Source organism: Candidatus Pantoea soli (assembly GCF_007833795.1).
Lineage (GTDB): Bacteria > Pseudomonadota > Gammaproteobacteria > Enterobacterales > Enterobacteriaceae > Pantoea > Pantoea soli.
The window spans coordinates 713,675-731,858 of the sequence record NZ_CP032702.1 but is presented as its reverse complement, the minus strand read 5'-3'; the positions used below and the strand labels follow the sequence as shown (position 1 = coordinate 731,858).

Below are 18,184 nucleotides of genomic sequence, written 5' to 3'. Positions count from 1 at the left end.
ATCAGTCAGCCAGCTCCAGAATGCGCGCCACCAGCTGCGGGAAGCTATATCCCGCCTGCTTCGCGGCCATCGGTACCAGACTGTGGCTGGTCATACCGGGAGAGGTATTCACCTCCAGCAGCTGAAACTGGCCGGCGTCGTCGGTCATCACATCCACACGGCCCCAGCCACTGCAGCCTAATGCGCGCCAGGCAGCCATCACCAGCGACCGCAGCGCCGCTTCCTGTTCGTCACTCAGTCCGCTCGGACAGAAGTATTGAGTATCGTCAGAAATGTATTTCGCTTCATAGTCATAGAACTCGCTGGCGGTTTTAATTCTGATCGAAGGCAGAATCTCATCGCCCACGATGCCCACCGTGTACTCTTCGCCGCTGAGAAATGCCTCAATCAGCACATCGTCATCGTGACGAAAGGCTTCCGCCAGCGCGGCCGGCAACGCGTCCGCGTGGTTGACGCGACTGATGCCCACGCTGGAGCCTTCGCAGCTTGGCTTCACAAACAGCGGCAGACCCAGCGCATCAATCGCAGCCTGCGTCCCGGCATCCAGGCCCTGCGCATACTGCTGGCGCGTCAGCCAGACAAATTTTCCGGCCGGTAATCCCCTGCCCTGCCACAGCAGCTTGCTGCGCAGTTTGTCCATGGTGATCGCAGAGGCCATCACGCCGCTGCCGGTATAAGGCAGTTGCAGGAACTCCAGCAGCGCCTGCAGCGTGCCGTCTTCACCGCCGCGACCGTGCAGCGCGATAAAGACTTTGTTAAAACCCTGCGCTTGCAGCTCCAGTACAGAGATGTCGCGGGTATCAATGCCTTCAGCATCAATGCCCATTTCACGCAGCCCGGCGACAACCGCACTTCCCGACATCAGGGAAACCTCACGCTCAGCAGAGGTTCCGCCCATCAGCACCGCGACTTTATCAGCCATGACGCACCTCCGGTTGCAGCGCAATCTCTGCCAGCCGGCGCGCAATTTTGCCGATGTTACCCGCGCCCTGCACAATGACCAGATCGTCACCTGAGAGCAGCGGTGCCAGCGCTTCCGGCAGCATGTCATGCTCGGAGACCAGAATCGGGTCCACTTTGCCGCGGTTGCGAATCGCCCGGCACAGAGAGCGGCTGTCAGCGCCCGGGATCGGCGTTTCACCAGCCGGATAAACATCCAGCATCAGCAGCACGTCCACCTGTGAAAGCACATTGGCGAAATCGTCGAACAGATCGCGCGTACGCGTATAGCGGTGCGGCTGGAACACCATCACCAGCTTTTTCTCCGGCCAGCCGGCACGCGCCGCCTTGATGGTGACGTCCACTTCGGTTGGATGGTGCCCGTAGTCATCCACCAGCATCGCGCTGCCCGGCGTGCCATTAACGGCGGCGGTATCGAATTCGCCCAGCACGTCAAAGCGGCGACCGGTGCCCTGGAAGCTCTCCAGCGCGGCGAGGATCGCGTTATCGTCGATGCCCTCTTCGCTGGCCACGGCCACGGCAGCAGCAGCGTTCAGGGCGTTATGGCGGCCTGGCGCATTCAGCGTAACGTGCAGCAGCGGTTTATCCTGACGAATCAGCGTAAAGTGACCCTGCGCACCGCGCTGTTCATAATTTTCCACCCGCACATCTGCGTCTTCGCTGAAGCCGTAGGTGGTGATTTGACGCCCGACGCGCGGAATCAAATCGCGAATCACCGCATCATCCACGCACATCACGGCGCGGCCGTAAAACGGCAGGTTATGCAGGAAGTTGATAAAGGTCTGCTTCAGGTTCTCAAAATCGCCCTGATAGGTATCCATGTGGTCGGCTTCGATGTTGGTCACAATCGCCACCATCGGCTGCAGATGCAGGAACGACGCGTCGCTTTCATCCGCTTCGGCAATCAGGTAGCGGCTGGTGCCCAGACGCGCGTGCGTGCCGGCGGCTTTGACCAGGCCACCGTTAACAAACGTGGGATCCAGTCCGCCTTCCGCATAAATACTGGTTACCATCGCCGTGGTAGTGGTTTTGCCATGCGTGCCGGCAATGGCAATGCCGTGACGGAAACGCATCAGTTCAGCCAGCATTTCGGCACGGCGAATCACCGGAATGCGCTGCTCGCGGGCAGCAATCAGTTCCGGGTTGTCCTGCGCCACTGCCGTGGACACCACCACAACGCTGGCATCGGTAACGTTTTCCGGGCGATGGTTGAAATAAATGGTCGCTCCGAGCGCAGCAAGATGCTGCGTTACCGGGTTGGGTGCCAGATCGGAACCGCTAATATGATAGCCTTCGTTCGCCAACACCTCGGCAATACCGCCCATGCCGGCACCGCCGATGCCGACAAAGTGGATGTGCCGGACGCGACGCATCTCGGGCACAATAGAACGCAGTTTTGCCAATTGTTGTGTATTCATCTGTCTCAGTTACCTGTTTTCCCGTGTGCATCCGCAGCCGGATGCGGGCCAGCGTTGCTGACCGGTAAATTATTTCGCAACGCGCACCACTTCCTGCGCCACCCGTTCGGTCGCGTCCGGAATGGCCACCTGACGGGCTTTTTCAGCCATCGTCACTAAGGTGGCGCGATCCCAGTGGCGCAGCGTGTCTGCGACTGCCGCCGCGGTGAACTGCGGCTGCTCAAAAATTCTGGCGGCGCCGGCTTTTTCCAGCGGCAGCGCATTCCAGTACTGCTGGCGATCTTTATGCTGAAACGGCACAAAAATCGCCGGTAAGCCTGCGGCGGCCACTTCACTCACCGTCAGCGCGCCGGAGCGGCAGACCACGACATCCGCCCAGGCATAAGCCTGCGCCATGTCATCAATAAATTCGGTGACCTTGTGCTGGGGCTGTCCCGCCTCGCGGTAGGCCTGCTCAACCGTGGCCAGGCCACCTTTGCCGGTCTGATGCCACAGCGTGATGGCATCGCCCAGTTGCGCGGCAACCTGAGGCAGTGTCTGATTCAGAATGCGTGCTCCCTGACTGCCGCCGACCACCAGCACGCGCACCGGACCGGAACGCCCCTGCAGCCGCTCAGCGGGCAGAGGCAGCGCCAGCACATCGGTTCGCACCGGATTACCCACGACATCCGCATGCGCAAATGCCCCGGGGAAAGCCTGCATCACTTTGGTGGCAATTTTTGCCAGCCATTTGTTGGTCAGCCCGGCAATGCCGTTCTGCTCGTGCAACACCACCGGAATGCCACAGCTCCACGCCGCCAGGCCACCGGGGCCGGAAACGTAACCGCCCATGCCCAGTACCACATCCGGCTGCCAGCGCTTCATGATGCGACGCGCCTGACGCCAGGCAGTAAAGATGCGCAGCGGTGCCTGTAACAGCGCCTTGATGCCTTTGCCGCGTAAGCCGCTGATGCGGATAAACTCAATCTCAATACCGTGCTTCGGTACCAGATCCGCCTCCATGCGGTCGGCGGTACCCAGCCAGCGTACCTGCCAGCCCTGTTCTATCAGGTGATGCGCTACAGCCAGCCCGGGGAACACATGTCCACCGGTGCCTCCCGCCATAACCATCAGCCGTTTGCCACTCATCGAGCACCTCGGGTAAACGCCTGCGCTTTCGCCAGGCGCGTTTCATAATCTATGCGCAATAAAAATACGATGGCGGTCGACATAATGATCAGACTAGACCCGCCATAACTGATCAGCGGCAGCGTCAGACCTTTGGTCGGCAGCATGCCCGCTGCGGCCCCGACATTGACCAGCGCCTGGAAGCTAAACCATACGCCGATTGAGCAGGCCAGGAAGCCGGAAAAGCGCTGATCGATCTCCAGCGCACGGCGACCAATCGACATCGCACGAAAAGCGACGAAGAATACCATTAACAGCGCCAAAACCACACCGACATAACCCAACTCTTCACCGATGATGGAGAAGATAAAGTCGGTATGCGCTTCCGGCAGATATTCGAGTTTCTGTACCGAGTTACCCAGCCCCTGCCCCCAGAACTCACCGCGTCCGAAGGCCATCAGCGATTGCGTCAGCTGATAACCGCTGCCGAAAGGATCTTCCCACGGGTTCCAGAAGGAGGTGACGCGGCGCATACGGTAAGGCTCGGCGATAATCAGCAGCACCACGGCGAAAATACCGGAGCCGATAATCGCGAGGAACTGCCACAATTTCGCCCCGGCGAGGAACAGCATCGCCAGCGTGGTCACAAACAGCACCACCACGGTGCCGAGGTCCGGCTGGGCCAGCAGCAACACCGCCAGCACCACCATAACGCCCATCGGCTTACAGAAGCCCCAGAAGTTGTTACGTACCTCTTCGACTTTGCGCACCAGATAGCTGGCCAGGTAACAGAACAGCGACAGTTTGGATAGCTCAGCCGGCTGAATACGCAGCGGCCCCAGCGCAATCCAGCGCGATGCGCCGTTTACCGAGCTGCCGACAACCAGCACGATCAGCAGCATGACCACCGACGCCATCAGCATGGCGTTGCTGTAGCGCTGCCAGAAATCCATCGGTACCCGCAGGGTCACCAGCGCCATGCCCAGCGCCAGGGCGATATAAAACGCATCGCGCTTGGCAAAATAGAACGGGTCATCGTTAAGGCGCTGCCCCACCGGCATGGACGCCGATGTCACCATGACAAAGCCAATGATCGCCAGACCAAAGGTCAGCCACAGCAGCGTGCGGTCATACAGCACCACGGGCGCATCGTCATTTTCACGCGCGCCCATAACCCAGTCGCGCAGGCGCGACGAAAAGAAAGTAGCGATACCGGCACCGGGAATACGCATCAGCCTAACTCCTTCGCCAGTTGCCCGAACACATCGCCACGCTGTTCAAAGTTACGGAACTGATCGAGGCTGGCGCAGGCAGGTGAAAGCAACACCATGTCGCCCGCCTGTACCTGAGGGGCAATCTGTTCCATCGCCTGCTGCAGCGTCCCGGTGCGGGTTGCCACTGACGGACGCAGAGCCGCCAGCGCATCGCCATCGCGGCCAAAGCAAAACAGACGCAGGTTTTCGCCCTGCAGATACGGCGTCAGCGCGCTGAAATCCGCGCCCTTGCCATCGCCGCCCAGCAGCAGCCACAGCGTGCCCTGCACCTGCAGACCATTCAGCGCGGCTTCTGTGCTGCCGGTGTTGGTGGCTTTGGAATCGTTAATCCAGCGCACGCCTTTGCGCTCATGCACCAGCTGAAAACGGTGCGGCAACCCGCCATAGGTCGTCAGGGCTTTCAGGCTGGAAGCGCGCGGAATGTTTACCGCATCTGCCAGCGCCAGCGCCGCCAGGGCGTTGGTATAGTTGTGCTGTCCCACCAGCTTCATTTCACTGGTGTTAAGCACCTTTTCACCTTTCACGCGCAGCCAGGTGCTGCCCTGCTGCCGGGTAAGATGATAATCGCCGAGATCAATGCCAAAACTGATGCAGCGGGCATCCACCCCGCGTACCGGCATTGTCATGCCGTCATCGGCATTGACCACACAGACGCTGGCATTTTCATAAATGCGTAACTTCGCCGCGCGATACTGCTGCATACCCAGCGGATAGCGATCCATATGATCTTCAGTCACATTGAGAATGGTGGCAGCAGCGGCTTTCAGGCTGTGTGTCGTCTCCAGCTGAAAACTGGACAGCTCCAGCACATACAGCTGCGCCGGCGCTTTCAGCAGCGTCAGCGCCGGCAGGCCGATATTGCCGCCCACGCCCACCTGCCAGCCTGCGGCTCGCGCCATTTCGCCCACCAGCGTGGTCACCGTGCTTTTGCCGTTCGAGCCGGTAATGGCGACAATCGGTGCCTGAGCCTCGCGGCAAAACAGCTCAATGTCGCCCACGATTTCAATGCCGGCATCGGCCGCTTCCGTCAGCGCCGGGTGCGCCAGTGCGATGCCCGGACTGGCGATAATCAGGTCCGCTGCCAGCAGCCAGTCACGGTTAAGACTGCCCACATGGCGCTCGACCTGCGCCGGCAGCTTATCCAGCCCGGCCGGTGACACACGGGTATCCATGACGCGTGGCGTAACGCCCTGCGCCAGGAAGAAATCAACACAGGAGAGGCCGGTCATGCCCAGTCCGATGATGACGACTTTTCTGCCCCGATAGTCAGCCATGATTAACGTACCTTCAGCGTTGCCAGGCCAATCAGCACCAGCATCAGCGAAATAATCCAGAAGCGCACAATGACGCGCGGCTCTGGCCAGCCTTTGAGTTCATAGTGGTGATGAATCGGCGCCATGCGGAAAATACGCTGACCGCGCAACTTGAACGATCCCACCTGCAGAATCACCGACAGCGTCTCAACCACGAAGACCCCGCCCATAATCACCAGCAGGAACTCCTGACGCAGCAGCACCGCCAGCGTACCGAGCGCGCCGCCGAGCGCCAGCGAACCGACATCACCCATAAAGACCTGCGCCGGATAGGTGTTGAACCACAGGAAACCGAGCCCGGCCCCCACAATGGCGGTGCAGACAATCACCAGTTCGCCGGCATGGCGCAGATAAGGAATATGCAGATATTCAGCAAATTTCACGTTACCGGTCGCCCAGGCTACCAGCGCGAAGCCGGCGGCAACGAAGACCGTCGGCATGATAGCCAGACCGTCAAGGCCATCCGTCAGGTTGACGGCGTTGCCGGTGCCTACAATCACAAAATATGCCAGCACCACATAAAACAGCCCCAGCTGCGGCATGACGTCTTTAAAGAACGGCACCACCAGCTGCGTGGCGGGGGTGTCTTTACCGGCGATAAACAGCGCAAACGCCACGCCAAGCGAGATCACCGACATCCAGAAGTATTTCCAGCGGGCTATCAGACCTTTCGTATCTTTGCGCACCACTTTGCGATAGTCGTCAACGAAGCCAATCACGCCAAAACCGACCAGCACCACCAGCACACACCAGACGTACGGATTAGAGGGATACGCCCACATCAGCACCGAGACGGTGATGGAGGTCAGAATCATAATGCCGCCCATGGTCGGCGTACCGCGCTTGCTGAAATGCGATTCCGGGCCATCGTTGCGCACCACCTGACCAATCTGCAGTTTCTGCAGCCAGGCGATCAGGCGCGGGCCCATCCACAGGGAGATAAACAGTGCGGTCAGCAGGCTGACAATGGCGCGAAACGTCAGATACGAAAAGACGTTAAAACCGGAATAAAAAGCGACCAGATGTTCGGCCAGCCAGACTAGCATGTTCCTTTCTCCTGTAAGCTCAGTACTACCTGCTCCATGGCGGCACTACGTGAACCTTTAATCAAAATCGTGATGTCCTGATGTTCGGACAGCAGCGTACGCAAACGTTCAGTCAGGGCGCTTTTGCTGGCGAAATGTTCACCTTTGCCGCTGCTTTCACTAATAAAATGGCTGAGGCTGCCGGTGCTCAGCACACAATCAATGCCGGCCGCTCTGGCGGCTTCACCCACCTGGCGATGGCATGCTTCCGCTTCCTCGCCCAGCTCGCCCATATCGCCCACAACCATCACGCGGTAACCCGGCATATCACCCAGCACCTGCGCCGCCGCGGTCATTGAGCCGACGTTGGCGTTATAGCTGTCGTCCAGCAGCAGCTGGCTGGCGGAAAGGCGAATCGGGAACAGGCGACCCGGCACTGGCTGCAGGGTTTTAAGGCCCTGCTGAATCGCCGTCAGCGGTGCGTCCACGGCCAGCGCCAGCGCGGCAGCGGCCAGCGCATTGGCGATATTGTGACGACCCGGCAGCGGCAGTTCGATGGCGATATCGCCACGTGGGGTGTGCAGGGTAAACAGCGTGGCATCAGCGCGCAGCACAATGTCGCTGGCGCGGAATTCCGCATCCGTCAGCGGCTGCGGCGAAAAACGCCACAAGGTTTTATCCGCAAACTGCGACTGCCAGTTGGCCAGATCGTGACTATCGGCGTTAACAATCGCCGTGCCATGCACCGGCAGGCCGCTGAAAATTTCACCTTTGGCTTTCGCCACGCCGGCCAGGGAACCAAATCCTTCCAGATGCGCAGCCGCAAGGTTATTAACCAGCGCCGCCTCCGGCCGCACCAGGCTGGTGGTGTAAGCAATTTCGCCCTGATGGTTGGCGCCCATCTCGATGACTGCATAGGCATGCTGCGGCGTCAGGCGCAGCAGCGTCATGGGTACGCCATAGTCGTTATTCAGGTTGCCGGCGGTATAAAGCGTTTCTCCGCACTGGCGCAGAATCGCGGCCGTCATCTCTTTCACCGAGGTCTTACCGGAGGAGCCGGTCAGACCGACCACGCGCGCGCTGGACTGCTGACGCACCCAGGCACCCAGCTGACCGAACGCAATGCGTGTGTCCGCCACCACAACCTGCGGCACCGCGACGTCCAGGCGCCGGCTGACCAGGAGGGCCTGCGCCCCGCTGGCAATAGCATCGTGCACAAAGTCATGGGCATCGAAACGCTCACCCACCAGCGCCACAAACAGGCTGCCGGCGGTGACTTTGCGCGTATCGGTGGTGACATCCGCCAGTGTAAGATCGGCGCCCAGCCGTTCACCGTCGGTGATGTCGGCCAGGGTTTGCAACGTAATCGGGATCATGCCATCACCCCCAGTAAACGGGCGACGGTGTCGCGATCGGAGTAGTCAAGACGACGGTTGCCAATGATCTGATAATCTTCATGGCCTTTGCCGGCCACCAGCACGATGTCATCGGCCTGCGCCTGCATTACCGCATGCGTCACTGCCTGCGCGCGCCCTGCGACCACGCGCGCGCGGCCCGGATCCAGCAGGCCGGTCAGAATGTCATTAACGATCGCCGCCGGATCTTCGCTGCGTGGGTTGTCGTCAGTAATCACAACGATGTCCGCAAACTGTTCGGCAATGGCGCCCATCAGCGGTCGCTTGCCTTTGTCGCGATCGCCGCCGCAACCGAACAGGCACCACAGCTTGCCTTTACAGTGCAAACGCGCCGCTTCCAGCGCTTTTTCCAGCGCATCTGGCGTGTGGGCATAATCCACCACCACGGTTGGCTTGCCCGGTGCGCTGAACACCTCCATGCGTCCGCAGACAGGCTGCAGCTGACCTGCCGTCGCCATCAGCGCCGCCAGCGGATAATCCAGCGCCAGCAGGGTCGCCAGCGCCAGCAGCAGATTGCTGACGTTAAACGCGCCCATCAGCCGGCTGTCAAACTCCCCTTCTCCCCAGCTGGAGCTGAACTGCACATGCGCACCGCCATCGTGATAGTTCACCGCGGTGGCCTTCAGCCAGCGCCCGTGACAGCCCGCCTGCAGGTTGTCCGCCAGGGTGACCGCCACCGCATCCGGCAGCTGCTGCAGCCAGCGGCGTCCGACTTCGTCGTCGGCGTTAATAATGGATTCAGCGACCTGATGCTCCGAGAACAGCAGCCATTTAGCGGATTCATAGCCCTGCATATCACCGTGATAGTCGAGGTGATCGCGGCTCAGATTGGTAAATACCGCCGCAGCAAACGGCAGGGCCGCCACGCGGTGCTGGACCAGACCATGTGAAGAGACTTCCATTGCCGCCAGGGTTGCGCCCTGTCCGGCCAAATCATGCAGCAGGTGCTGTACGTCGACCGCCGAGCCGGTGGTGTTATCACTCGGCACCAGCTGTCCATATAACCCATTGCCCACCGTGCCCATCACCGCGCTGGTTTCTCCCAGCAGGCTGGCCCACTGCGCAATCAGCTGCGTGGTGGTGGTTTTGCCGTTGGTGCCAGTGACACCAATCAGTTTCAGTTTGTCTGCGGGCTGCTGATAAAAGCGCCCGGCCAGCGCCGAAAGGCGCTGCGGCAACTGCGCCAGATAGATAACCGGAACACCGTGCATTTCACGGATATCCCCATCGCTGGCTTCGCCTTCAGCTTCGGCAATCACTGCCGCCACGCCCTGAGCGATAGCCTGCGGAATGAAACGACGTCCATCAGCATGATGGCCCGCCACGGCGATAAACAGATCGCCGGCAGCCGCAGAGCGGCTGTCCAGTGTCATGTCACGGAGTGGACGCGCCGGCGCGCCAGGCACCCACGGGGCCAGTAAGTCGCGCAGGTTACGATCTGTCACTTGATTCCTCACTTCTGTTCTTTACCAACTCGTTTTTATCGACTGTTGGCAGCGCATCCGGCTCGATGTTCATGGTACGTAATACACCGCCCATGATGGCGCCAAAGACGGGTGCGGAAACCGCACCACCATAATATTTACCGGCCTGCGGATCGTTAATTACCACCACCAGCGCAAAGCGCGGGCGGCTGGCAGGCGCTACGCCGGCGGTGTAGGCAATGTATTTGTTAACGTAACGACCATCCGGCCCGACCTTCTTCGCGGTACCGGTTTTGATGGCGATGCGATAGCCTTTGATGGCGGCTTTTACCCCACCGCCGCCAGGCAGCGCCACGCTCTCCATCATGTGCATGACCGTTCTGACCACGTCTTCCGGGAAGACGCGGTCGCCTGCCACCGGCGGGTCAACTTTGGTGATCGATAGCGGACGGTTGATGCCGTAGCTGCCAATGGTTGCGTAGACACGCGCTAACTGTAACGGCGTTACCATTAGCCCGTAGCCGAAAGAGAAGGTGGCCCTCTCTATGTCAGACCACCGTTGTTTTTGAGGGTATAAGCCACTACTTTCCCCGACCAGCCCCAAATTGGTCGGTTTACCCAATCCAAAGCGCGCGTAAGTTTCTACCAGCGCTGAGGAGGGCATCGCTAACGCGAGGCGTGAAACCCCGACGTTACTCGACTTCTGCAGAACCCCGGTAAGGGTCAGTTCGTTGTAGCGCGCCACGTCTTTGATCTCATGACCATTTACGCGGTACGGCACGGTATTCAGTACGCTGTTCTCTTTCACCACGCCGCGCTGTAATGCGGTCATCACCACCATTGGCTTCACGGTTGAACCGGGTTCAAAGATGTCGGTGATGGCGCGGTTGCGCATCACATCTTTTGGCGTGTTGCTGAGGTTATTCGGGTTGTAAGCCGGGCTGTTGGCCATCGCCAGTACTTCGCCAGTGTTGACGTCCACCAGCACGGCAGTGCCGGATTCGGCTTTGTTGAATGCCACCGCGTTATTCAGCTCGCGGTAAACCAGCGCCTGCAGGCGTTCATCAATACTCAGCGTCAGATTGTGCGCGGCACGGCTGTCGACGGAGGAGATATCTTCAATGACGCGGCCATAGCGATCTTTACGCACGGTACGCTCGCCTGGTTCACCGGTGAGCCATTTATCGAAGCTCTTTTCGATGCCTTCGATGCCCTGGCCGTCAATGTTGGTGAAGCCAATCAGATGCGCGGTGACCTGGCCTGCCGGATAGTAGCGACGCGACTCCTGGCGCAGATAGATGCCGGGCAGCTTCAGCTTTTTAACGTATTCACCGATGGCGGGATTGACCTGACGCGCCAGATAGATGAAGCGCCCTTTCGGGTTGGCATTCACGCGGGCGGCCAGCTGATCGAGCGGAATCGACAGTGCGTCAGAGAGGGCTTTCCAGCGGCTGTCGACCGTGACGCCGCCGTGTTCGGTCAGCTCTTTCGGATCGGCCCAGATAGCATTCACCGGCACGCTGACCGCCAGAGGACGGCCAGCGCGATCGCTGATCATGCCGCGCGCGGTGGGTACCTGCTGTACGCGCAGCGAGCGCAGATCGCCCTCTTTCACCAGCTTGTCCGGGCTGATCACCTGCAGCCACGCCACGCGGGAAAGCAGCCCGCCCAGCGCCAGTAAAATGCAGCCGCACAGCAACGCAAAACGCCAGCTTACAAAGCTGGCTTTATCTTCCTGTTTTCTTAACTTCAGCGTTTTGCCCGCGCCGCTCATTGAGATCTGCGATTCCTTATTTCTGCACCACAATGTTTTCCTGTGACGGATCGACGTGCTGCATCTGCAGCTTGTCGGTGGCTATGCGTTCTACCCGGCTGTGATCGCCGAGGGCGTTCTCTTCCAGAATCAGGTTGCGCCATTCGATATCCAGCGCATCACGCTCTAACACCAGCTGTTCACGCTGCGCCGTCAGCAGACGGGTCTTATGCGTGGTGGTCACCACCAGCACGGAAGAGACCAGCACCGCAATCAGCAGCAGTACCGGAATCTTGCCAAAGCGCAGCAGATCCCCGCCGATAACGCCGGGTAAACTGTGGCGCTCATTGCCAATCATGATGCCGTCCTCTCAGCGATGCGCAGTACGGAACTGCGTGCGCGGGGGTTTTCCTGGACTTCCGCTTCGCCCGGAATCAGCTTGCCAAGCGTTTTCAGCTCACGGCCTCCCAGCGCTTTCAGCTGGCTTTCGGTCATCGGAATACCGGCCGGCACCTGCGGCCCGCGGCTCTGATCGCGCATAAAGCGTTTCACCAGCCGATCTTCCAGCGAATGGAAACTGATAACTGATAACCGGCCACCGGGGGCCAGCACCGACAGTGCCCCTTTCAGCGCGGTGTCGATCTCTTCCAGCTCACTGTTAATCCAGATGCGGATAGCCTGAAAACTGCGGGTCGCCGGGTGTTTAAACTTGTCTTTTACCGGCGTAGCCGCCGCAATTACCTCGGCCAGCTCTTTGGTTCGCGTCATCGGCTGTTCACGATTGCGCTCGACAATGGCACGGGCAATGCGTTTGGCGAAACGCTCTTCTCCGTATGTCTTCAGTACAAACGCGATATCGGCCTCTTCCGCCCCCAGCAGCCATTCTGCTGCCGACTGTCCGCGCGTCGGGTCCATACGCATATCCAGCGGCCCGTCGCGCATAAAGGAGAAGCCGCGTTCAGCATCGTCTAACTGCGGAGAAGAGACGCCGAGATCGAGCAGTACGCCGTCAATTTTGCCCGTCAGCCCGCGCGCTTCCACATATTCCGCCAGCGCCGAAAAGGGCCCGTGAACAATAGAAAAGCGCGGATCTTTTATCTCAGCGGCTGCGGCTATGGCTTGCGGATCGCGATCGATTGCCAGCAACTGCCCGTTCGCGCCCAGCTGCGACAGGATCAGGCGTGAGTGGCCGCCGCGACCAAAGGTGCCGTCGATATAAATGCCGTCTTCCCTGATATTGAGGCCGTTAACCGCCTCATCCAGCAGCACCGTGGTATGTTTAAAATTTTCCTGCATAGCTATAGCGATAAATCCTGCAACCGCTCAGATAAAGGCTCCTGAGCCGACTGTTCTGCGTCAATATCGTCCCTGACTTGTTGATACCAGGTCTGTTCGTCCCACAGCTCAAACTTATTGAACTGTCCAACCAGCATCACTTCTTTGCTCAGGCTCGCATGCTGACGTAGCGTATTGGCCAGTAGCAGGCGACCTGCATTATCCATCTGACACTCACTGGCATGGCCCAGCAGCAGTCGCTGTACGCGACGCTCTGCGGGATTCATGCTGGATAAACGTGCCAGCTTTTTCTCAATGATTTCCCATTCGGGCAGGGTATAAAGCAGCAGGCAGGGCTGATGGAGGTCAATGGTGCAAACCATCTGACCCTGAGACTCTGCGAGCAGCAATTCGCGATAGCGCGTTGGTACCGCCAACCGGCCTTTGCTGTCGAGATTGACTAACGTTGCTCCACGGAACATGCCAGCCTGACCCCTCAGTTACCCGTTTTCACCACTTTATCCCACTTTTTACCACGAAACGAGTTTACGGAGGCGATGAAATCCTTGTCAAGCCGCAACGGCAGGTGAATATCACTCTTTACACCCATGAAAATTAAGCGAAAGGAGAAATAAGGAGAGCCGGTTAAACAAAATAAAAATTAAGCTGATGAATAACAGTATAAAAAAAATCAGCCCACGCACGATCGATGAAATTTAACACAGCACTGCCGCTTCGATTATCCAGCCGCAATCTGCGACAGCGGCTGCATTTTAGGGGAGTTCTGAAAGGAAGCCCAGCGGCTTCAGCCCTTGCTGGCGCGGCCTGAGTGCTGAAGATGTAAACAATCGGTAATAGGCTTTGCAGATAATTTGTCAGAAGAGGTGGCGATTATTTACGCTTTTTTACGTCGTAGTCATTGCAGGAATATAACGCGATGATTAATAAGCGCGGGCGAACAATCGCCCGCCAGCTCATTTTACGCGACGACTTAATTGTCCGCGGCGAAATAAATTACGCCGGATACGGGTTAAACCGGCTTTGGGTTTTCGCGGTTCATCGAGCGAAGCCAAAACTAATTCCAGCACCCGTTCAGCGACATCCCGATGGCGCTGCCCGACGGCCAGTACCGGACACTCCAGAAAGTCCAGTAATTCGTGGTCGCCAAAGGTTGCGATGGCCAGGTCGGTTGGCAGACGCCCGTCACGTTTCAGCGTGACATCCATCACCCCCTGCAGCAGACCAAACGAGGTGGTAAACAGCGCTTCCGGCATTGGGTGATCTTCCAGATACTTTTCAAACAGTGCTGCCGCCGCCGCGCGATCAAAGCTATTACAGTAGAGGTAGTCGATGTTTCGCGCATCGCCCTTCCACGCTTCCCGGAAGCCCATTTCACGCAGGAAGCTCACTGATAACTCCGGCAGCGCCCCCAGGAACAGGACGTTTTTTACCGGCAGCTGACGCAATTCAGCTGCCAGCGTATGGGCATCGTCCTGATCGGCCCCTACCACGCTGGTGAAGTGTTCACGATCCAGCGCGCGGTCCAGCGCAATAATCGGCAGCGGATCGTTGATCCAGCGCTGATAGAAGGGGTGCTCCGGCGGCAGGGAGGTTGATACAATGATCGCATCCACCTGGCGCTGCAGCAGATGTTCAATACAGCGCATTTCGTTGTCAGGCTGATCTTCTGAGCAGGCGATCAGCAGCTGATAACCGCGCTGCCGCGCCTGACGCTCCAGATAATTCGCGATACGCGTATAGCTGGTGTTTTCCAGATCGGGAATCACCAGGCCAATGGAGCGCGTGCGGCCGGCGCGCAGGCCGGCTGCCACGGCGTTCGGGTGATAGTTGTGTTCACGCACCACCGCCATGACTTTTTCGACGGTTTTTTCGCTGACTCGATACTGCCGCGCCTTGCCATTGATAACGTAGCTGGCCGTGGTGCGTGACACGCCCGCCAGGCGCGCTATTTCATCCAGTTTCACGGTGACACCTTAATTCTGATAAGCCAGGGCGGGCGAAAATGTCCGCAGAGTAGCTATGGGTAAAACATTTGTCACATCTAACCGCAGAAAATCCCTCCGGGCAACCGCTTTTCATCTGCAGTTATCAGTTGCGCATAAAATAAAAAAACCCGGCATTACGCCGGGTTAGCTGAAACTGCTATGGGTGAGGTTACGCTGTCAGCGCATGACGCGATCGCCGCGTGAAACGCCAACGATGCCCGAACGCGCTACTTCAACAATTTCTGCCACTTCGCGCACGGTATTAAGGAAAGCATCCAGTTTATCGCTGGTGCCCGCCAGCTGAACCGTGTACAGCGTTGGCGTCACGTCGATAATCTGCCCGCGGAAAATCTCGGCGCTGCGTTTAACCTCTTCCCGGCCGTAACCGGTCGCCTGGATTTTTACCAGCATGATCTCACGCTCAACGTAGGCGCCCTGCCCCAGTTCGCTGACACGTAACACGTCCACCAGCTTGTGCAGCTGCTTCTCAATCTGCTCCAGCACTTTTTCATCGCCTACCGTCTGAATCGTCATGCGGGACAGGGTAGGATCGTCCGTGGGGGCAACGGTCAGGCTTTCAATGTTATAGCCGCGCTGTGAAAACAGGCCCACGACGCGGGACAATGCGCCGGATTCGTTTTCCAGCAGCACTGATAAAATACGGCGCATAATTATGTCCTCTCCGTTTTGCTTAACCACATCTCATCCATCGCACCGCCGCGAATCTGCATCGGGTAAACGTGCTCGCTGCCGTCCACGGTGACGTCAACAAAGACCAGACGGCCTTTCGCCACGGTATCCAGCGCCAGCTGCAGCTTCTCTTCCAGCTCAGCCGGATGCTGAATGGCGATACCCACGTGGCCATAGGCTTCTGCAAGACGAACAAAGTCCGGCAGCGATTCCATATAGGATTGTGAATGGCGACCGGAGTAGATCATGTCCTGCCACTGTTTCACCATGCCGAGGAAACGGTTATTCAGGTTAAGCACCAGCACCGGCAGGTTATACTGCAGCGCAGTGGAGAGCTCCTGAATGTTCATCTGAATACTGCCGTCGCCGGTGACACAAATTACGGTTTCGTCCGGCAGCGCCATTTTTACGCCCAGCGCCGCCGGCAGACCAAAGCCCATGGTGCCCAGTCCGCCGGAGTTGATCCAGCGGCGGGGTTTGTCGAACTGATAATAGAGTGCGGCAAACATCTGATGCTGGCCTACATCCGAGGTAACGTAAGCGTCCCCGTGCGTCAGCCGACAGATCGTCTCAATGACTGCCTGCGGTTTGATCTTCTCGCTGCTGCGATCAAACTCCAGACATTTACGGCTGCGCCAGCCGTCGATGGTCTGCCACCAGTCACGCAGGCTGTCCAGCTCCTGTTTCGCTTCGCTCTGCGCCAGCAGTTCCAGCATCTGCGTCAGTGTCTGACGCGCATCGCCCACGATAGGAATATCCGCACTGACGGTCTTAGAAATAGAGGTTGGATCAACATCAATGTGCATGATGGTGGCATTCGGGCAATATTTCGCCAGATTGTTGGTGGTGCGATCGTCAAAGCGCACGCCAATGCCAAAGATCAAATCCGCGTTATGCATCGTCATGTTGGCTTCATAGGTGCCGTGCATGCCCAGCATGCCGACACACTGACGATGCGAGCCAGGAAAAGCCCCCAGCCCCATCAGAGAGGTGGTCACCGGAATGTTCAGCTGCTCTGCCAGCTGACGCAGTTCCGCTTCACAGCCAGAGGTAATTGCCCCGCCGCCGGCATAAATCACCGGCTTGTGCGCCGCCAGCAGCGTCTGCAGCGCACGTTTAATCTGACCTTTGTGCCCCTGTAGCGTCGGATTGTAAGAGCGCATGCTCACCGTTTCCGGCCAGACATAAGGCAGCTTGTTGGCCGGATTGAGAATATCTTTAGGCAGATCGATGACCACCGGGCCAGGACGGCCGCTGGCCGCCAGCCAGAAGGCTTTTTTCAGAACCCCAGGGATCTCTTCCGTGCTTTTCACCAGGAAGCTGTGCTTGACCACCGGGCGGGAGATGCCGACCATGTCGCACTCCTGAAACGCATCGTAGCCAATCAGCGATGACGGCACCTGGCCGGACAAAATCACCAGCGGAATGGAATCCATATACGCCGTAGCAATGCCGGTAATGGCGTTGGTTGCGCCGGGACCGGACGTGACCAGCACGACGCCGACCTCACCGGTGGCGCGCGCCAGTCCATCGGCCATATGGACTGCACCCTGCTCGTGACGCACCAGAACGTGGTCAATACCGCCGACCGTCTGCAGCGCGTCATAAATGTCGAGCACCGCGCCGCCCGGATAACCGAATACCTGCTTTACGCCCTGATCGATTAACGAACGGACGACCATTTCGGCTCCTGACAACATCTCCATTTTCTGCCTCCAGGCTTAAGAAACAGGCGCTGCGGCCAGCGCAATCCGGCGCGCCGCTGCGCATCTGTTCCCTGTTCGCCAATTAAGATCAAAACCTTATGTTTATGCTAAGAAGACGATATTCATTTCATCTTCCGGGTACAGGGGAATCTACCTGCGTGGATTTTTTTAAGAGTAGGTCGATTACCATAACCGCAGAAAACCCGGCCTGCAAACACCAGAGCGCCACTCTGCATTTAATCCGGCAATAAAGGCACTGAATGCAGAATATTGCCTGCGAGGAATAAACTGATACGGCGGCAGAAGCACAGATGAAAATGCTGGTTTAAAGATTATTTACAGCGTGTTCTAAGAAATATGATTTTCATATTGCCGGACCATTCAGCCCACTATGTTTTCCCGCCTTCTGTTTCTGGCGCGATTAACTCCGGATAATCGCTGCCACACGATAATCTGCTAAGCAACAAGCCTGGTCTTGTTTCTTATAAATCTGGCCATAAAATTTAAAATCTTTTAAAAACATAAACATAACAAGAATTTCACGCCAGCTCATTTTTCCCGATCTCCGCTAATTAACTGAATTAACGAATAATCGCGGCAGATGCTCTGCGCGGGTGAAAAAAGACAGCACATCGCCCTTGCCCGCGGCTGAAAATAGCCCAGCCCACAGGGTTGACATCATCCGGCGATTCCAGTACCAATATGTGCAGCACACATTTTATGAGGTTTGATTCATGTCCCGTTCTTTCCGCCTACTCGGTCTACTACTAAACGCATCCAGTTTGCGCGGTAGACTCGTGGGCGGAATCAAACACTGA

The 18,184-nt window shown here is 58.1% G+C and carries 16 protein-coding genes; 1 reads left to right on the top strand and 15 read right to left on the bottom strand.

The features are described from left to right. Position 1: 1 nt before the first annotated feature. The 15 genes from D8B20_RS03300 to ilvI all read right to left on the bottom strand — a co-directional run bounded on the left by D8B20_RS03300 (position 2) and on the right by ilvI (position 17,366). Entirely contained in the window at positions 2 to 922 is a 921-nt protein-coding gene (locus tag D8B20_RS03300; RefSeq protein WP_145887084.1) for a D-alanine--D-alanine ligase, read from the bottom strand. Next, positions 915 to 2,378, bottom strand: coding sequence for a UDP-N-acetylmuramate--L-alanine ligase (murC, locus tag D8B20_RS03295; protein WP_145887083.1), 1,464 nt, complete (start codon positions 2,376 to 2,378; stop codon positions 915 to 917). The genes D8B20_RS03300 and murC overlap by 8 nt, the downstream gene beginning before the upstream one ends. Positions 2,379 to 2,447: 69 nt before the next feature. Next, a complete protein-coding gene (murG, locus tag D8B20_RS03290) occupies positions 2,448 to 3,506 on the bottom strand; it encodes an undecaprenyldiphospho-muramoylpentapeptide beta-N-acetylglucosaminyltransferase (RefSeq protein WP_145887080.1) in 1,059 nt (352 codons plus the stop codon). After that, positions 3,503 to 4,717, bottom strand: a complete 1,215-nt coding sequence (gene ftsW, locus D8B20_RS03285) for a cell division protein FtsW (RefSeq protein WP_145887078.1) — start codon at positions 4,715 to 4,717, stop codon at positions 3,503 to 3,505. The genes murG and ftsW overlap by 4 nt, the downstream gene beginning before the upstream one ends. Next, positions 4,717 to 6,033 (bottom strand): UDP-N-acetylmuramoyl-L-alanine--D-glutamate ligase, encoded by a 1,317-nt coding sequence (gene murD, locus D8B20_RS03280; protein ID WP_145887076.1) that lies wholly within the window; start codon positions 6,031 to 6,033, stop codon positions 4,717 to 4,719. The genes ftsW and murD overlap by 1 nt, the downstream gene beginning before the upstream one ends. A gap of 2 nt (positions 6,034 to 6,035) precedes the next feature. Then, complete coding sequence (gene mraY, locus D8B20_RS03275) at positions 6,036 to 7,118, bottom strand: phospho-N-acetylmuramoyl-pentapeptide-transferase (protein WP_021507563.1); 1,083 nt, start codon at positions 7,116 to 7,118, stop codon at positions 6,036 to 6,038. After that, complete coding sequence (murF, locus tag D8B20_RS03270) at positions 7,112 to 8,473, bottom strand: UDP-N-acetylmuramoyl-tripeptide--D-alanyl-D-alanine ligase (protein WP_145887075.1); 1,362 nt, start codon at positions 8,471 to 8,473, stop codon at positions 7,112 to 7,114. Before murF ends, mraY begins: the two co-directional genes overlap by 7 nt. Next, positions 8,470 to 9,957 carry a UDP-N-acetylmuramoyl-L-alanyl-D-glutamate--2,6-diaminopimelate ligase gene (murE, locus tag D8B20_RS03265; RefSeq protein WP_145887073.1) on the bottom strand — a complete coding sequence of 496 codons (1,488 nt, stop codon included), beginning with the start codon at positions 9,955 to 9,957 and terminating at the stop codon, positions 8,470 to 8,472. Before murE ends, murF begins: the two co-directional genes overlap by 4 nt. Next, positions 9,944 to 11,710, bottom strand: coding sequence for a peptidoglycan DD-transpeptidase PBP3 (gene ftsI / locus D8B20_RS03260; RefSeq protein WP_145887071.1), 1,767 nt, complete (start codon positions 11,708 to 11,710; stop codon positions 9,944 to 9,946). The genes murE and ftsI overlap by 14 nt, the downstream gene beginning before the upstream one ends. A gap of 16 nt (positions 11,711 to 11,726) precedes the next feature. Further along, positions 11,727 to 12,047 carry a cell division protein FtsL gene (gene ftsL / locus D8B20_RS03255; RefSeq protein ID WP_100704576.1) on the bottom strand — a complete coding sequence of 107 codons (321 nt, stop codon included), beginning with the start codon at positions 12,045 to 12,047 and terminating at the stop codon, positions 11,727 to 11,729. After that, on the bottom strand, positions 12,044 to 12,985 hold the full coding sequence (rsmH, locus tag D8B20_RS03250) for a 16S rRNA (cytosine(1402)-N(4))-methyltransferase RsmH (RefSeq protein ID WP_145887069.1): 942 nt from the start codon (positions 12,983 to 12,985) through the stop codon (positions 12,044 to 12,046). Before rsmH ends, ftsL begins: the two co-directional genes overlap by 4 nt. A gap of 2 nt (positions 12,986 to 12,987) precedes the next feature. Then, the gene (gene mraZ, locus D8B20_RS03245; RefSeq protein WP_145887067.1) at positions 12,988 to 13,446 is read right to left on the bottom strand and encodes a division/cell wall cluster transcriptional repressor MraZ; all 459 of its coding nucleotides are present in this window, start codon (positions 13,444 to 13,446) and stop codon (positions 12,988 to 12,990) included. A 492-nt stretch (positions 13,447 to 13,938) separates the two neighbouring features. Continuing rightward, the gene (gene cra, locus D8B20_RS03240) at positions 13,939 to 14,949 is read right to left on the bottom strand and encodes a catabolite repressor/activator (protein ID WP_145887065.1); all 1,011 of its coding nucleotides are present in this window, start codon (positions 14,947 to 14,949) and stop codon (positions 13,939 to 13,941) included. Between the two features lie 198 nt (positions 14,950 to 15,147). Then, complete coding sequence (gene ilvN, locus D8B20_RS03235) at positions 15,148 to 15,639, bottom strand: acetolactate synthase small subunit (RefSeq protein WP_145887063.1); 492 nt, start codon at positions 15,637 to 15,639, stop codon at positions 15,148 to 15,150. 2 nt (positions 15,640 to 15,641) lie between these two features. Then, positions 15,642 to 17,366 carry an acetolactate synthase 3 large subunit gene (gene ilvI / locus D8B20_RS03230; RefSeq protein WP_145887061.1) on the bottom strand — a complete coding sequence of 575 codons (1,725 nt, stop codon included), beginning with the start codon at positions 17,364 to 17,366 and terminating at the stop codon, positions 15,642 to 15,644. Between the two features lie 734 nt (positions 17,367 to 18,100). Between ilvI and leuL the strand changes: the two genes are divergently transcribed. Then, entirely contained in the window at positions 18,101 to 18,184 is an 84-nt protein-coding gene (leuL, locus tag D8B20_RS22025; RefSeq protein WP_145890375.1) for a leu operon leader peptide, read from the top strand.

What these genes read in the sequence shown, in the direction of transcription:
- D8B20_RS03300 (WP_145887084.1), bottom strand. Translation starts at nt 922, where the DNA reads ATGGCTGATAAAGTCGCGGTGCTGATGGGCGGAACCTCTGCTGAGCGT.
- murC (WP_145887083.1), bottom strand. Translation starts at nt 2,378, where the DNA reads ATGAATACACAACAATTGGCAAAACTGCGTTCTATTGTGCCCGAGATG.
- murG (WP_145887080.1), bottom strand. Translation starts at nt 3,506, where the DNA reads ATGAGTGGCAAACGGCTGATGGTTATGGCGGGAGGCACCGGTGGACAT.
- ftsW (WP_145887078.1), bottom strand. Translation starts at nt 4,717, where the DNA reads ATGCGTATTCCCGGTGCCGGTATCGCTACTTTCTTTTCGTCGCGCCTG.
- murD (WP_145887076.1), bottom strand. Translation starts at nt 6,033, where the DNA reads ATGGCTGACTATCGGGGCAGAAAAGTCGTCATCATCGGACTGGGCATG.
- mraY (WP_021507563.1), bottom strand. Translation starts at nt 7,118, where the DNA reads ATGCTAGTCTGGCTGGCCGAACATCTGGTCGCTTTTTATTCCGGTTTT.
- murF (WP_145887075.1), bottom strand. Translation starts at nt 8,473, where the DNA reads ATGATCCCGATTACGTTGCAAACCCTGGCCGACATCACCGACGGTGAA.
- ftsI (WP_145887071.1), bottom strand. Translation starts at nt 11,710, where the DNA reads ATGAGCGGCGCGGGCAAAACGCTGAAGTTAAGAAAACAGGAAGATAAA.
- ftsL (WP_100704576.1), bottom strand. Translation starts at nt 12,047, where the DNA reads ATGATTGGCAATGAGCGCCACAGTTTACCCGGCGTTATCGGCGGGGAT.
- rsmH (WP_145887069.1), bottom strand. Translation starts at nt 12,985, where the DNA reads ATGCAGGAAAATTTTAAACATACCACGGTGCTGCTGGATGAGGCGGTT.
- mraZ (WP_145887067.1), bottom strand. Translation starts at nt 13,446, where the DNA reads ATGTTCCGTGGAGCAACGTTAGTCAATCTCGACAGCAAAGGCCGGTTG.
- ilvN (WP_145887063.1), bottom strand. Translation starts at nt 15,639, where the DNA reads ATGCGCCGTATTTTATCAGTGCTGCTGGAAAACGAATCCGGCGCATTG.
- ilvI (WP_145887061.1), bottom strand. Translation starts at nt 17,366, where the DNA reads ATGGAGATGTTGTCAGGAGCCGAAATGGTCGTCCGTTCGTTAATCGAT.
- leuL (WP_145890375.1), top strand. Translation starts at nt 18,101, where the DNA reads ATGTCCCGTTCTTTCCGCCTACTCGGTCTACTACTAAACGCATCCAGT.